Genomic DNA, 15279 nt, shown 5'->3' with positions numbered 1-15279 from the left:
CCCTCACGGGACCGTCCCTACCGGGTGATCCCTACCGGGTGATCCCCACCGGGTGGTCCCCTACGGGGCCGTCAGGCCCAGCGTGTACGCGCCCGAGCCGCTGTACGCGTGGACCACGTACCGGTAGTAGCCCGCGGTGCCGTAGTAGCTGGTGTTCTCGTCGGCGGTCTCCGTGCCGCCCACCGCCACGTCCACCCAGCTCGCGCCGTTCCACTTCTGCAGGTACAGGTCGAAGTCGGCACCGGCCGGACCGCGCAGGCAGCCCACGTGGGTGCCCGAGGCCGCCGAGTAGTAGTACGAACCGTCCGGCTGCGCCTGGGCCTGACCGGAGGCCAGGGTGCCCTGGTAGGTCTTCTGGGTGTTGCCGCAGCCCGTGGGCGGGTTCGTCGAGCCGACCGACAGCTGGTAGCTGACGGTGTGGGTGGCGGAGCCCGTACCGGTCACGGTGATCGGGTACGTGCCGTTGGCGGTGCCCGCCGCGACCTGCACGGTCATCGTCGACGAGGAGCCCGAGGTCACCGAGGAGGGGCTGAAGGAGACCGTGACCCCGCTCGGGGCGCCGCTCGCGGAGAGCTGGACGGTCTGCGCGCTGCCGCCGGTGGTGCTGGTGTTCACCGTGGAGGTGACCGAGGCACCGGCCTGGACCGAACCCGAGGAGGGGTTCAGGGCGAGCGAGAAGTCCGGGGTGCTGGTGCCGCCGCAGTCGGTCTCACCGGACTGGGCCGGAACGCCGATCGCGTTCCAGGCGGTCTTCACCGCGTTGCACTCGACGCTGCCGTAGGTGTTCTTGGCGCTCGTCAGGGTCGCCTTGCGGGCGGCCAGGTGGTTCCAGGAGGACGTCTTCATGAGCAGGGCGCCCATGAAGATCTTGCCCGCCTTCTGGATGCCGATGCCGGTCACCGAGGACGGACCGCCCGAACATATGGGGCTGTTGGGCTTGCCGCCACCCGGGCTGGAGCCCTCGGCGAGCAGGTAGAACCAGTGGTTCTGCGGACCGGCCGCCGCGTGCACCTCGGTGCCCGAGCTCAACTGGGGGTAACAGTTGGGGTCGTTGTTCGCGAGGGACGGGTTGTACATGTACCGGATGGGCTTGTTGTCGCCGAGGAAGTTCAGCTTCTCGCCGACCGTGTAGTCCGGGGTGTCGTTCGGGTTGTTGGCGTAGTGCTCGGTGAGCGCGCCGAAGATGTCACCCGTCGACTCGTTCATCCCGCCGTTCTCGTTGGACGAGCCCGCGCTGCCCGGCGTCCGGTCGAAGATCTCGTGGCCGTACTCGTGCGCCACGACGTCGATGCCGGTGAGCTGCATGGTGCCGTTCTGGTTGCGGCCGTACGTGGTCTTCGTACCGTCGTAGTACGCGTTGACCTCGCTCAGACCGGCGCGCGCCGGGACCATCCCGCCCTGACCGTTCTGGCCGTTGTAGCCGAACCACTCCTTGAGCATGGAGTGTTCCTTCTGCGCCGCGTACATGATGTCGACGCAGGCGGTCACGAGGTCGTTGGCGCCGCTGTTGCCCCACGGCGAGGAGCCCGTGTACGCGCTGCCGTTCTGGCCGCCGCACTTGAAGGAGCCGCGGGTGGTGTCGGTCATGGAGCTCGCGGCGGTGTCGATGGTGACGTTGCCGTTGTGGTAGCCGCGCCCGTCGGCGTGCAGGATCTTGTCGGTCGACCGGGCGATGGCCCCGGTGCCCGCGTCCACATGGGTGTCGAGGGCGCTCGGCGCGTTCTTCGCGGTGCGGCCGACGACCCGGGTGTGCCAGGTCAGCACGGCCTTGCCGCCCTTGAGGAGCACGGTCAGCTCGGGGGCTCCCGCGCTCTCCACGGACGCCAGCTGCGCGCGGGCCGTGGCCAGGGCGGCGGCGGACGTCACCTTCGCCCGGGTGGAGAGCCGGAGGGCGGGCGCCGGGGCGCCGGTGACCTCACGGACCTTGCCCGTGCTGTCCGAGACGACGACCGCGTCACCGCCGACGACCGGGAGACCGCGGTAGGTCCGCTCGTAGGAGGCGTAGTACAGGCCGTTCGCCCACGGGGTGACGGACGTGCGGACGAGTTCCTCGTCGGCGCCGTGCCGCAGCTCGTCGAGACCGCTCTCCGCCGCGTCGTCGGCGGCGGCGAGAGCCAGGGACTTGCCGTGGCCCGGGGGCACGGGCTGTGCCTGCGGGGCCGCGACGGCCGGAGCGACGAAGGCCGTCGCGAGGCTCGCCGAGAGCGCCAGGGCGGCCACGGCCGCCGTCAGTCTGGTGGGGTGCACGTCTGCTCCGATCGGGGGGTGGATCGTGGTGGGGGAGACGGTTCGTCGCGCCGAGTATGGGCGTGGACATGGCTAGTTCGGGACATCTCACGCGGCATAAGACGCGGGTTATGGTGCGCCCGCACGGCCCTGCGTACGCTGCTGAAATGCAGCTGGAGTTGAGGCATCTTGAGGCCGTCTGCCGGATAGCGGAGGCGGGCAGTCTTGGACGGGCCGCCGGGCGGCTCGGGGTGTCGCAGCCCGCGCTCTCCGCGCAGCTCCGCCGCATCGAACGGGTCGCGGGCGGGGAGCTGTTCCTGCGCGGCCGGCACGGGGTGGAGCCCACCCCGCTGGGCGAGTTCGTCCTGTCGAAGGCCCGGCTGGTGCTCGGCGAGATGGACGCGCTCGCCGCCGGGGCGCGGGCCGCCGACCCGGGCACCCCGCTGCGCCTCGGCTGCATCCTGCTCGTCCTCGTCGACGGGCTGCTCGGGCAGTTGGAGCGGGTGATGGCCGGGCAGGACATCTCGGTGACCGTGGAGCACTCGGCGACGGCACTGACCCGGCAGCTGGGCGCGGGACGGTACGACGCCGTGCTGTACGGGGAGGTCAACGACCACGAGGTGGCCCTGCCGGAGGGCACCACCGCGCGGACCGTGATCGCCAAGGAGCCGTTCTGCGTACGGCTGTCGGCGGCGCATCCGCTGGCGGCCAGGGAGCGGATCGCCCTCGCCGAGCTGGCCGGGGAGGACTGGATGATGCTGGTGGAGGACGACGACGGCGGTCCCGAGGCGCTGGTCGCCGCGTGCGCCCGGGTCGGGTTCGCCCCGTCGCTGCGGCACCGGGTGCCCGACCGGAAGATGCACTACGACCTGATCGCCTCGGGGCGGGCGATCTCCCTGAGCCAGCCGACCGCCCCGCGGACCGAGGGCACGGTGCTGAGGCCGCTGGAGGGCGACCCGGTCATGGGCCGTATCCGGCTGGCCTGGAACAGGTCCGCGGTGTCCGCCCGGCACGCGGAACTGCTGCACCGGGCGGCGGTGGCCGGCTATCTGTCGAACATCGACAACAACGCGTTCTACCGGACGTGGTGGGACGCCCGCCCGGAACTGCACCCGGTGCTGGAGGTCTGAGCGGGGGCGGTACGGGCTCCGCCGACGGGCCCGGTCGCGTCCGGTCCCGCTCCCCAGCCGGTCCCGGACGCGCACGGCCCGGCCGGGAAGGCCCGGCTGACGCGCACTGCCGGGTCCGCCCGGGGCCCGGGGTCTGCCGAGCGGAGCCGGGACCGGTTCGGGTCCGGTACGGCCCGGCTGGGCTGGGCTGGGCTGTGCTGGGTCGAGGTCCTGTCAGGCGGGGGTGGGGCCGTCGACGGCGGGCCGCGCGACGGCGGCCGGACCGCCCTCCTCGTCGCGGTCGCCGCCGGAGGTCTCCCCGCGCAGGTCACGGGCCATCAGGGTGGCTCCGGCGACGGCGCCCGGCATCAGGAAGACGGCGACGAAGGGCACCAGGAAGGCGAGGGTCAGCGGAACGCCGAAGCCGAGGACGGCCGCCCGGCGCCCCCGGAGCAGCCGCAGCCGCTCCTTCAGCTCGACGCCCCTGCGCTGGAGGGCGACGGCCGCCAGTTCCTCGGTGAGGAAGAAGCCGGAGACGCAGAAGCCGATCGCGGGCACGACGGTCTGGCCGACGACCGGGATGAACCCGCAGGCGAAGAGGAGGAGGCCGTAGAACGCCACCCTCAGCAGGACGCGCAGGCTGTCGCGGGCCGAGATCCACAGATCGCGCCAGAGCGGCAGCCCGGACTCGGGGACCTCGCCGCCCTGGCTGCGGTCGACCTCCTCGGAGAGCGACTCGTAGAACGGCTGGCCGACGAGGAGCGTGACGGCGGTGAAGGTGATGACCGCGAGGAAGAGCCCGAAGGCGAAGACGAGGGCGGTCAGGGTGCCCCTGAATATCCCGTTCCAGGGCGAGGTCCAGTCGTCGGCGAACGGGGTGACCCAGGCGACCAGGTCGTCGGCGCCGTAACCGAGCCCGACGAGCGCCCCCGCGTACAGCACGAGGGTCACGAGTCCGGGCAGCAGCCCGAACCCCAGCCAACGCCCGTGCTGCCCGACCCACTTCTGGCCCTGCAGCAGATATCTGAAACCCACCCCGAGATCACGCATGGGGGCCACTGTAGCGGTGGGGCCCGAAGGCCCCCGAAGCCGTCCGACCAGCGGTCCGACCAGCGGTCCGGGGACGGGCGCCCGGACCCGCCGAGACCGCGCACGGGCTCCCGGCCCCCGGACGCGGCGAGGGCCGCACCCCGGGTGGGGTGCGGCCCTCGCCGGTACCGCGCGTCCGGAACCGGACGGCGGGCTCCGCTCGGACGACGGGCTCGGATCAGACGGCGAGCTCGACCGTGATGTTGCCCCGGGTCGCCTTGGAGTACGGGCAGACCTGGTGGGCCTTCTCGATCAGGTCCCTGGCGGTGTCCGCGTCCACGTTCGGGATGCGGGCCGAGATCTTGACGATGATGCCGAAGCCCTCGTCGTTCTTGCCGATGCCGACCTCGGCGGTGACCGTCGAGCCGGAGATGTCGGCCTTCTCGTCGCGGGCGACGACGCCGAGCGCGCCCTGGAAGCAGGCGCTGTAGCCCGCCGCGAAGAGCTGCTCGGGGTTGGTCCCCTCGCCGGAGCCGCCCATCGCCTTCGGCGGGTTCACGACGACGTCGATCTTGCCGTCGTCGGTGGAGACCCGGCCGTCCCGGCCGCCCTCGGCGGTGGCGACGGCGGTGTAGAGGACCTCGGAGTGCTGGATCGGCATACCTGGTACTTCCTTCATGGTTCGCCGCGACTCGCGCCCACGATCGCGGCGGCTGAGGGAAGACTAACGCGTCAGCGAGACGATCATCTTTCCGGTGTTGTCCCCGCGCAGCAGTCCGAGGAAGGCGTCCACGCCGTGCTCGATGCCCTCGGCGAAGGTCTCCCGGTGCTTGAGCTCGCCCGAGGCGAGCCAGCCGCCGACCTCCTGGACGAACTGCTTCTGGAGGCCGTAGTGGTCGCCGACGAGGATGCCCTGGAGACGCAGCCGCTTGCCGATGATCATCGCCATGTTGCGCGGGCCGGGCACCGGCTCGGTGTCGTTGTACTGGGCGATCATGCCGCAGATGGTGGCGCGGCCGTGCACGTTGAGCGAGGAGATCGCGGCTTCGAGGTGGTCACCGCCGACGTTGTCGAAGTAGACGTCGATGCCGTCCGGGGCGGCGGCGCGGAGCTGCTCGTCGACCGGGCCGTTCTTGTAGTTGAAGGCGGCGTCGAAGCCGAGCTCCTCCACGAGGAACTTCACCTTCTCGTCGGAGCCCGCCGAGCCGATGACCCGGGAGGCGCCCTTGATCCGCGCCATCTGACCGACCTGGCTGCCGACGGCTCCGGCGGCGCCGGAGACGAACACCGCGTCGCCCTCCTTGAAGGAGGCGACCTCGAAGAGGCCCGCGTAGGCCGTGAGGCCGGTCATGCCGAGGACACCGAGGTACGCGGAGAGGGGGGCGAGCTCCGGGTCGACCTTGGTGGCCTGCTGCGCGGACACGTCCGCGTACTCCCGCCAGCCGAGGCCGTGCAGGACGTGGTCGCCGACCGCGAACCCCTCCGCGGCGGAGGCGACGACCACGCCGACGGCGCCGCCGTCCATGGGCCGGTCGAGCTGGAACGGCGGGATGTACGACTTGGTGTCGTTCATCCGGCCGCGCATGTACGGGTCGACGGAGAAGTGCAGGTTGCGCACGAGGACGCGGCCCTCGGCGGGCTCGGCGACCGGCACTTCGCGCAGGGCGAAGTCCGTGGGGACGGGCCAGCCGTGCGGGCGGGCGACGAGGTGCCACTCACGGCTGGACGCGGGAAGAACGGACATGAGCACGGCCTCCGGGGAGAAGCTTCGGGAAGCTTCGGATCAGAAAAGCTTCATTGACTGAAACAATCATGCGCCTGGATATTTCATGTTGTCAAGTATCTGGGTAGACTGGTGCGCATGGCCACCTCACGCACGGACCCCCTGACCCTCGAAGTCGTCGAGCTGATCGGCACGGTCGTGGCGCGCTACTACGAGGAGTACGAGCAGGCGGCCGCGCAGCACGCGCTGACCGGCGCGCAGGCGCGGGTCCTCGGCCTGCTCTCGCTCGACCCGCTGCCGATGCGGCGCATCGCCAAGAAGCTGAAGTGCGAGCCGTCCAACATCACCGGGATAGTCGACCGCCTGGAGGCCCGGGGCCTGGTGGAGCGCCACCCGGACCCGGCCGACCGCCGCGTGAAACTGGCCGTCCCCACGGAAGAGGGCCGCGCCACGGCCCACCACCTCCGCGACTCCCTCAACTTCGCCCGCGAACCCCTGGGCGAACTGACGGAGATCGAGCGCACGCTGCTGAGGGACCTGCTGAGGCGGATGCTGGGGGAGGAGGCGGGGTGAGGATTTCAGAGCCCACGTCCACAAGAAGCCTCCCTCACCCCGGAGCGCCTGCTACCGGAACACCGAGACGATCTCAGGCAGGAACATGAACACTCCGACGACCACCCAACCGCCACCGATAATCCGTACCGTATTCGGTGTCGCATTGCCCTTGGGGGTGTACCTGGTGACAAAGTAGAAGAACTTCTCCGACATCCCCTTGAAGTTGAGGGCGAAGAGAAACCCGAGAAGAATGAGAATGGTCGCCATCAGATAGACCAGGCGAACATCGGCATTCTCCTTTCCTTCGGCAAGCAGGAGCAGCATCTTTGACCATCCGTTCTGATTCATGTCGAGAACACGGTGCCGGGCGCTCCGCGCGCCCGGCACCGCACCGAACTGCTAGAACCACTCAGCAGCTGTCTGGTTGAAACCGTTGTAGACGTCGAGGCCAATACCGAGGCCGGTACCGAAGTGCTCGCTCGTCACCTGCTGTCCCCTGGTGTTCCTCGTACCGATGGCAGTCTCGTGGTTCATGGAGACAGCCAGCCCCGCCTTCAGTGAACCACCCGCGACATGTCCCGTGCCCCGGAGGTTACCAATGTCGTCGGCATTGCTCCGGAAGCCGCCAATGGTCGCGGAACCTCCGAATCGCGGCCCGGCGGTTCCGTAGTCGAACGATCGCGTGTAGCCGTATCGCATGTTCCCTTCAGGTGTGGCCACAGCAACGAAGCACGCACTGCCTCCGATTCCCACGTACAACCCGCCGGAACCGCCTACGCAGAAACCTCGCGTGTTGTAGTCACCAGCGGAAAAGGCGGTCTCGGCCGCAGCCATGAGCAGGGAGCCGGAGAGAGAACCGCCTCCCTGACTGAGTCCGGCTTTCAGCCCTCGTGTGATGTGGCCCAGAACCTCAGCCTTCCGCCGTTCAGCGGCTTCCTTTGCCCTGCGTTCCGCCGCCCGCTTCGCTGCCTGGGCCTTTGCCGCGGCTGCCTTCTTCGCGTCGTAGTGGAAGACCTTGTAGTTCGCCGTGTCCGCGCGGTACGACTTGTACCGCTTCCGGGATTCCGAGTCCTTGCGGGGGGTCTGGTGCCAGACCCAGTTGCCGCCCTTGTAGGTGTAGCCGACCGACATGCCTCGGTCGTCGCCCCAGCGGGTGTCGTTGTAGGACGCTCCGCCGGCCGGTCCGTCTGGGCGGAGGCCCGTCGGGTCCGCCTTGGTCAGCGGGTTGTTGTGGCCGTACGCGTAGGCGTTCATCTGGGCCGGGTCACCGAAGTCGATGACCGGGTCGACCGAGAGGAAGCGGCCCGTCGTCGGGTCGTACTCACGGGCACCGAGGTGCGTGAGACCCGTCGGGTCGTTCGTGCCGCCGACGAAGCCCCGGGTTCCGAAGCTCCCCGCCTGGGCCGTGCGCAGTCCGCCGAAGGGGAGCTGCTTGCGGTAGGTCACCGCGAGGGTACCGGCGTCGATGGCCGTCAGCGCCGTGCCCTGGTGGTCGCCGACCAGGTAGGAGACGGTCGTCCCGGTGCGGACCGCGACCGTCTCTCCGCCGTGGGTGTAGTAGCGGGTGGCGGTCGTGGTGCCGTCCTCCGCACGCTTGAGCTCGTCGCCGTTCGGCAGGTTCAGCACCGTGCTCTTGTCGGGGTTCTTCGTGAGGAGGCGGTCTCCGTCGGCGTCGTACAGATAGGAGGTGGTGGCGCCGCCCTCGGTGAGGGTGGCGAGATGCCCCTCGGCGTCCCAGGTCAGGTCCTGCACCTTGGTTCCGACGGTCCGGTTGGTGGTGTTGCCGGTGGCGTCGTACGCGAAGGTGCTGATCCGGCCGTTGTCCGGGCCGCCCGTGACGGTGGCCTGCTGCACGGCGTGCGGACGGTCGGCCTTCGCCTCCGGGTGGGTGTAGTCGGTCGTGGCCCCCGCGAGCTTGTCGCTCTGCTGGGTCCTGTTGCCGAGCTTGTCGTAGCCGTAGGTGAGCCAGTACGCGTCGGAACCGCCGACGCCGGTGGCGGACGGTGCCGTCGCGCAGTCGGTGGTCGCCGTCCACGCCTCGGTCAGCCGCCCGAGGCCGTCGTTGGTGAAGCACTGCCGGTCGGTGGCCGCGGTGGCGCCCTGGCCGGTGGTGCTGGTGACCCCGGTGACGTTGCCCGCCGGGTCGTAGGCGTACAGGGACCGGTCGACCCGCTGCGGGGCCAGGAACCTGTCCGTGGTCCGCTCGATCAGACGGCCGGTGTGATCGTCGTACGCCTGGGTCCGGAAGACCTTCTTGTCGAGGTCCTGTCCGAACTCGGTGCCGACGGGACGCCCGTAGACGTCGTACTGGACGTTGGCGACGAGCAGAACACCGGCGCGGGTCGTCCGGTAGGGCTGGTCGTCGCTGTTGTAGTTGGTGACGATCCGCTCGGAGGGGATGTCACCGACGGCCGGGTTGAGCGTCCAGTCGAGCGCCCCGGTCTGGCTGTTGTAGCCGTACGTCCAGGTGTACGTGTCGGTCGGGGCGGTCCCGGTGCCGGGGACGGTGAGGCTGGTCGATGTCGGCTGGTAGCGGTCGTTGTACCCACCGGCCGCCGTGGTGTACGAGGCGGTGCCGTCGTAGCGGGTGCTGCTGGTCAGCTGCCCCTTGGCGACAGTGTCGTAGGCCCACTTGGAGAGCGTGGTCGTGCCGTTCTTGACCTCGGTCTTCCGGCCGAGCTTGTCGTAGACGGTCGTCAGGGTGACGTCCCTGGCGTCCTTGCCGGTGACGACCTGGCCGTTGGCGTCGTACGTCAGGACGGTCAGGCCCTTGTCGGGGTCATCGACCCCGGTCTTCTGGCCCCGGTTGTCGTAGGTGTAGCTCCAGGTGTTGCCCGCCGGGTCGGTGACCGAGGTGGGCTCGTCGAACTTGCCGTAGACGTAGTCGGTCGTCTGGGGCTGGGTCTGCCCGGCCCCGGCGTACTGGATGAGCTGGGTCGTCCGGCCGTTGGCGTCCGTCACCTTGGTGGTGGCGGTGCCGCCCTTCGGCGGGAGGACCGTGACCCGGTCGCCGCCGTAGACGGTCTTGGTCCGCCACTTCTCCTCGCCCCGGAACATCGAGACGGCTTCGGTGACGCGGCCCAGGCCGTCGTAGGTGTTCTCGGTGACGTTGTCGACCTGGTGCTCCTGCTTGGCCGTGTACAGGGTCGCCGACGGGGCGACCTCTCCGTAGTACGGCGCGAAGCTCTTGTCGACCCAGCCCCGGGAGTCGTAGCGGGTCTCCGTCAGGATCGTGTGCTGGGTGCCGCCGGCCGGGGCCTGCGACTGGCGCTCGCGCAGCAGACCGTCGTACAGGGTGTACGTGGTCCGGTAGGTGCCGTCCTGCTTGAGGGTCCTGGTGGTGACGGCGTTGGCCTGGGTGGTGGAGATCTTGTACTCGTACTGCACCGAGGGCACGGTCTCGTGGCCGGTCTTGGACCAGCCGGGCTGCCACACCTTGATCACACGGCCGAGGCCGTCGTGGACCGCGTCGGTGCGCTTGCCGTTGGCGTCGACGGACGCGACGGCCACTCCGCGCACCGGGTCGTAGGTCGTGGTCGAGACGTGACTGAGGGCGTTCGTCACCTTCATCGAGGTGGGAATGCCCGTGTCCGGGGTGTAGGCGGTCGTGGTGGTGTTCCCGAGCGCGTCGGTGTCGGTGAGCTCACGGCCGTGCTGGTCGTACGTGTGCTTCGCCGTGGTGAGGTACCCGGTGCCCGCCGCGTCCTGCTCGTCGATGCGGGTGACGTCGCCCTTGGTCGGCGCCGTGGTGAGCGAGGTGGCACCGTCGTAGTAGCGGCGCTCGACCGAGATCAGGTCGGCGGGCAGCTTCGGAGTCGTATCACAGGGCTTGGCCACGGTCCTGATCTCCGAAGGCACCCCGAGAAGGGCGCCCGGAGCGTAGGACGTGGTGGTGCACTCCTCGTCTCCAGGCTTCGCGGTGTCGCCGAGCCGGGACTCGGTGAGGACGTGGCCCTGGGCGTCGAAGGTGCGGCTGGTCTCGGTGGCGCGCCAGTCCTGGCCGACAGCGGTGCGGGTCTTCTCCTTCTCGCCGCCCGTGACGTACGCCTTGCGGGCCGGCAGCCCCTCGCCGCGCGTCTCCGTCGCGGTCGCCGGGGAGACCCAGGGGATGAAGCTGCTGGTCGACTCCAGGCGCCCGCCGTCACCGTCGTACGCGGCCTCCTCGCGGGTCATGCCCGCGAACGCCTCGTGGTCGGTGGCCGGGATCCCCTCGCTGTCCTTCACCACGGCACCGGGGAGGCCCCGGAAGTAGCGGTACTCCTTCAGCGTGCGCGGGACGGGGCTGGAGCCGGTCCGGACCTGGACGAGGCCGAAGCCCTTGCGGTCGCTGTAGGTGAGGTGCTCGGCCTTGGTGAACTCGTCGTCCTTGGCCTTCGTCCAGGCCATGCCCTCGGGGTAGGTGTACTCGGTCCGCTTGGCGGGCTGTCCACCGGTGTTGTCGTTCTCGACGATCAGGTTGACCGCGTAGGCGTGGAACCAGTCGAGGTAGGGGTCGTAGTTGGCGGCCGGGGCGTCCGGCGGGGACCACTTGACCGGGTAGCAGCGCCGGGTGTTCGACGCCGGGGACGGAACGCTCGTGGCGGAGCAGTCCTGCGGCGTGTAGCCGATGCCGATGGTGCCACCGGACTCCGAGTTGACGGCGGCGATCCGGTAGCGCCACATACCGGGCAGCGGGTCGGGGTCTCCTCCCGTGGTGGCGCCCTCGACGCGGTTGGGCAGGGAAATGCCGCTGAAGCCGACCTGGGGCATGGTGACGGCCCCCGTGCCGGTGTGTCCGGTGCGCTTGATCGACTTGAGCCAGAGCGGGGCGGCGCCGCCTCCCGGTGAGGGGAAGTTCGCGTCGAGGGCCCAGCTGTCGACCGGCTTCCAGGCGCTGGCGGACCAGACGTGGGTGGCGATGGTGGTGAGCTTCAGGCGCGTCCAGAAGGACGGCGAGTAGCGGTTCTTGCACTCGGTCCCGGTGGCGCAGTACTGGTCGAAGGGCACGTCCGGCCAGTTCTTCGCGTTGGTGGCGTCGAAGGTGGCACAACCGGTGATGCAGCGTTCGGAGTAGACGAACTCGACCTTCGCGGACGGCTGACCGTAGGGGCTAGTGTCGCGCAGGCCGTACTCGATGCGCTTGAGGTAGCCGCTGCGGTCGTACGGGGTGGACGTGGAGGCGCCGGTGTTCGGGTCGACGTTGCGGCCGTAGGAGTTGGCCTCCTCGCCCCAGTAGTACGTCATGGCATCGCCGTGCGGGTCGACGACGTGGTCGAGGTTCCAGCGCCAGGCCTGCTGACACCAGGCGTCCTTGAACGTCGCGTTGAAGCAGGGCTCGCCGGTGTGGTTGCCGAAGACAGGGACGGTCCAGGTGGAGCGGGTCTCCGTCTTGCCGGTGACCCAGCCGTCCAGGCGGTTGGCACCGAAGTAGTACTGGGTACCGTCCGGGGTCGTCACCTTCCAGTACTCGCCGTTGTCGTCACCGCTGTTGTCGCCGTAGTTGTCGGCGGAGGTGCTGACGGCCTTGACGATCTTGGTGCCGTCGTCGGCCTCCAGCGTCCACGCCCCGGTGGCGGTGTCGCGGACGAGCTGGTTGGTACGGCCTCCGAGGTTGAGGACCGCGTTGTCCTTCTTCCAGCACAGGTCGCCGACCTTGGCGGTGGTGTTGTTGCTCCCCGCCTTGTCGTCGGTGCAGGGGACGTACTGGCGCTCGATGTAGCCGGGCTCCATCGACCAGCCGTCGCCGATCCCGCCCGGCTGGTTGTTCGTCGCGGCCGTCCGGCCGTCGAGGGACTGCGATCCGTAGGACAGCTTGAGCTGGGGGCTGACATCGCCGGGAACATCCGGGACATCGATGTCATAGTTCCAGGAGAAGCCGCCGTTGGCCCCGCCTGCCGACCAGGAGGAGGAGGGCGCGAGCGAGGTGGCCCTGAAGTCGCCGGAAGAACCGGCGGCTGCGGCGGTGGCCGCGAGGACGGTGGCCCGGCCCGTCGTGGCGGACAGCGTCACGGGGGCACTGAGGGTGCCCGACCCGGTGTCGAAGGTCTCGGCACCGGTTCCACGTCCTCGGTCATCGGTACCGGCTGGACCCCGGCCAACCGGCCGCTGTTCACGGCAGTACCCGACGCGAACGGCGACGGCACCTCGGACATCTGGGCCACTACGGGCGACGCCACCCTGCACTTCTACCCCAACTCGCTGGGGGCGGGTCGCGTGGTGGGCACGGGCGGCTGGAGCGACTTCCAGGACCTGAGCTGATCCGGACAATGCCTCTCCGCGCGAGGGTCAGCGAAGACCCGTAGCAGTCGCTGAACACCCATGACAGCAGAGGTCCCCGGCATCCGTGGATGCCGGGGACCTCTGCTGTTTCCTCCTACACGCACCACCACAGGAAGGGCCGGCAGGTCGGGCTCGGAGTGGAGGTCGGGGTACTGCTCGGAGTAGGAGTGGCGGGAGTGGTCGGCGAGGGCGCGGTGGGGGACGAAGTCCCGGTCGGCTCGGTGGGCGCCGGAGGCGGTGGGATCGTGGACACGGAGGTGGCGGGGGCCGAGAGGTCCACCGAGGGAGCCGCGCCGGGGCCCGAGGGCTCAGCCGTGCCCGTGGCCGCGGGCGGTGCTTCCGCATCAGGGGTCCTATCCGGCTCCGTGCCCGCGCCCTCCGGGTCCGCGCTCGTCCGGCGCGGGCTCGTCGGGGGTGTCGTGGCCGGGGTGTCGGTGTCCGGGGTGTCGGTGTCCGGGGCGGGGGTGGGTTCCACGGGATCGGGCGGTGGCGGCTCCGTCGTGGTGTCCAGTTCCTCGACCGCCGTCGCCGCGCCCGTCGGGGCCGGGTCCTCCAGGGTCAGCCTCGCCAGACCCAGGGAGCCCACCGCGAGCACCAGGCCCAGGCCGCTCACCAGGGCCGTACGGCCCCTGCCGCCCCGCGTCCCTCTTCCGCCGCGCTTCGCCGCCCGGCCCCGTACGGCCCGGCGGCCCCCGTTCCCGGCCGGACGGCACGGTGGCTCGACGGCGTCCAGTTCGTAGACGTGCTCGCGGTCCGGCCCGGGCTCCGCCGGGCCGGGGAAGCCGACCGGGGCGGACTGGTCGGCCACCCCCGGGAAACCCGCCCGGTCCTCGTACGGGGCTGTCGTCCCCGCGAGGGTGCCCGGGGCCTCGCGGGTCGTCGGGGCTGACGGGGCCGGTCCGGGGGGGCGGTATGTGGGGTTTCTCGTGCCGTAGTTGCTCGGCGGGAGTCCCGCACCCGGCACAGGCGAGGGCCCCGTTGAGGTGCCGTCGGCACGCGTGGCAGTAATCCATGGGGCCCGCAGGCTATGCCGGGCCGTACGCCCAAGGGGAGGCACCGACGTGAGGATTCCGTGAGGAAACCGCAGGTCGGCGGCGGTGCGTCGTGATTCTCCCGCTTCGGCACCCCCCGCCCGGCCCGCCTCCGACGCCCCCGGGCGGCTCATCCCAGCGCGCGCCGCGCGCCGGACCGCCGGACGATGCCAACAAGGACCGCGCACCACCTCGCCCGTGCCAGCACCGCACTCCGGAGGAACCGTCGTGACCGTCAGCCTTGAACAGCTGCGTCGTTGCCATGTCGCCGTCGACCTGGGTGCCGCCCGCACCCGGGTCTTCGTCAAGGGAGCCGGACTCGTCGTCGACGAGCCGAGCGTCGCCGCCGTCAACACCCGTACCGGAGCACTGATCGCCGTCGGCGCGCTGGCCGAGAAGATGACCGGCCGCACCCCCGACTACATCCGGGTCGTCCGCCCGGTCTCCGGCGGCACGGTCGTCGACATCGAGATGGCCCAGCGGATGCTCCGCCACCTCCTCGGCGAGAAGCTCCGCCGCCAGCTGCGCCGCAAGCCCCGGCTGCGGGCCGCCGCCTGCACCCCGCACGACAGCGATCCGCTGGCGCAGCGCGCCGCCGTCGAGACCCTCGTCGGGCTCGGGGCGCGGCGGGTGGAGCTGGTGGACACGCTGATCGCGGCTGCGGTGGGCTGCGGGCTGCCGGTCGAGCAGCCGACCGCCACCATGATCCTGGTGTGCGGGGCGGCCACGACGCAGGTCGCGGTCCTCTCGCTCGGCGCGATCGTCACGGCGGAACGGATGCCGGTCGGCGGTGACGCCATCGACCACGCGATCATCCAGCACCTGCGCCACCACCACGAGCTGATGCTGCCGAGCCAGTCGGTACGGCCGCTCCAACTGGCCCTCAGCGGCAACGGGCTGACCCCGCAGGGCCCGGCGTGGACCGAGATCCACGGGCGGGACGTCGCTACGGGCCTGGCCAGGTCGGTGACGGTCGACACCGCCGCCGTCCGGGAGGCCATCCACACTCCGCTGACGGCGGTCCTCGACGGCATCGGGAAGGTGCTGCGGGACTGCCCGCCGGACCTGGTGGCCGATCTCGCGGACCGGGGGATCATGATGGTCGGCGGCAGCGCCCTGCTGCCGGGGCTCGACCAGATGCTGCGCGAGGCGACCGGGATGCCGGTGCACATCGCCGAACGGCCGGACGTGTGCGCGGTCCTGGGGCTCGGCGCGATGCTGGAGGGCAAGGTCCAGCCGATGATCCTCGACCCGCTGGCGGAGCGCGACCCGCTGGCCGACGACGACTGAACTCCCTGCGCGGGCGCGGCCGTCGGGCCGCCCACGGCCTCCCGGACCCTCCCGGACC

Annotated in this window: 9 protein-coding genes; 3 read left to right on the top strand and 6 right to left on the bottom strand. The window is 70.6% G+C overall.

All coding sequences use genetic code 11. The annotated features are described in order from the left end of the window. Positions 1-60 precede the first annotated feature (60 nt). Positions 61-2247: a M4 family metallopeptidase gene (locus ACIO92_RS06215; protein WP_402055377.1), complete on the bottom strand. Its 2187-nt coding sequence runs from the start codon at positions 2245-2247 to the stop codon at positions 61-63. Between the two features lie 146 nt (positions 2248-2393). On the opposite strand from ACIO92_RS06215, the gene ACIO92_RS06210 reads away from it, so the two are divergent. Beyond that, positions 2394-3356: a LysR family transcriptional regulator gene (locus ACIO92_RS06210; RefSeq protein WP_366440444.1), complete on the top strand. Its 963-nt coding sequence runs from the start codon at positions 2394-2396 to the stop codon at positions 3354-3356. 213 nt (positions 3357-3569) lie between these two features. On the opposite strand, the gene ACIO92_RS06205 is transcribed toward ACIO92_RS06210, so the two are convergent. From ACIO92_RS06205 to ACIO92_RS06195, 3 genes are all read right to left on the bottom strand, one after another. Next, entirely contained in the window at positions 3570-4385 is an 816-nt protein-coding gene (locus ACIO92_RS06205; RefSeq protein ID WP_366440445.1) for an EI24 domain-containing protein, read from the bottom strand. Between the two features lie 217 nt (positions 4386-4602). Further along, the gene (locus tag ACIO92_RS06200; RefSeq protein WP_366440446.1) at positions 4603-5025 is read right to left on the bottom strand and encodes an organic hydroperoxide resistance protein; all 423 of its coding nucleotides are present in this window, start codon (positions 5023-5025) and stop codon (positions 4603-4605) included. A gap of 63 nt (positions 5026-5088) precedes the next feature. Beyond that, a complete protein-coding gene (locus ACIO92_RS06195; RefSeq protein ID WP_366440447.1) occupies positions 5089-6108 on the bottom strand; it encodes an NADP-dependent oxidoreductase in 1020 nt (339 codons plus the stop codon). Between the two features lie 117 nt (positions 6109-6225). Between ACIO92_RS06195 and ACIO92_RS06190 the strand changes: the two genes are divergently transcribed. Next, on the top strand, positions 6226-6660 hold the full coding sequence (locus tag ACIO92_RS06190; RefSeq protein WP_402279754.1) for a MarR family winged helix-turn-helix transcriptional regulator: 435 nt from the start codon (positions 6226-6228) through the stop codon (positions 6658-6660). A gap of 51 nt (positions 6661-6711) precedes the next feature. Here the strand turns inward: ACIO92_RS06190 and ACIO92_RS06185 are convergent, their stop codons facing one another. Next, complete coding sequence (locus tag ACIO92_RS06185) at positions 6712-6966, bottom strand: hypothetical protein (protein WP_402279756.1); 255 nt, start codon at positions 6964-6966, stop codon at positions 6712-6714. Positions 6967-7041: 75 nt separating this feature from the next. Then, on the bottom strand, positions 7042-12630 hold the full coding sequence (locus ACIO92_RS06180; RefSeq protein WP_402279758.1) for an RHS repeat-associated core domain-containing protein: 5589 nt from the start codon (positions 12628-12630) through the stop codon (positions 7042-7044). 1529 nt (positions 12631-14159) lie between these two features. On the opposite strand from ACIO92_RS06180, the gene ACIO92_RS06175 reads away from it, so the two are divergent. Continuing rightward, complete coding sequence (locus ACIO92_RS06175) at positions 14160-15221, top strand: rod shape-determining protein (protein ID WP_351789164.1); 1062 nt, start codon at positions 14160-14162, stop codon at positions 15219-15221. Positions 15222-15279: the final 58 nt, after the last annotated feature.

Source organism: Streptomyces sp. NPDC087215, from assembly GCF_044744885.1.
Taxonomy (GTDB): Bacteria; Actinomycetota; Actinomycetes; order Streptomycetales; family Streptomycetaceae; genus Streptomyces.
Note: the sequence above shows the minus strand (reverse complement) of the source record. Positions and strands in the feature narration are given on the sequence as shown.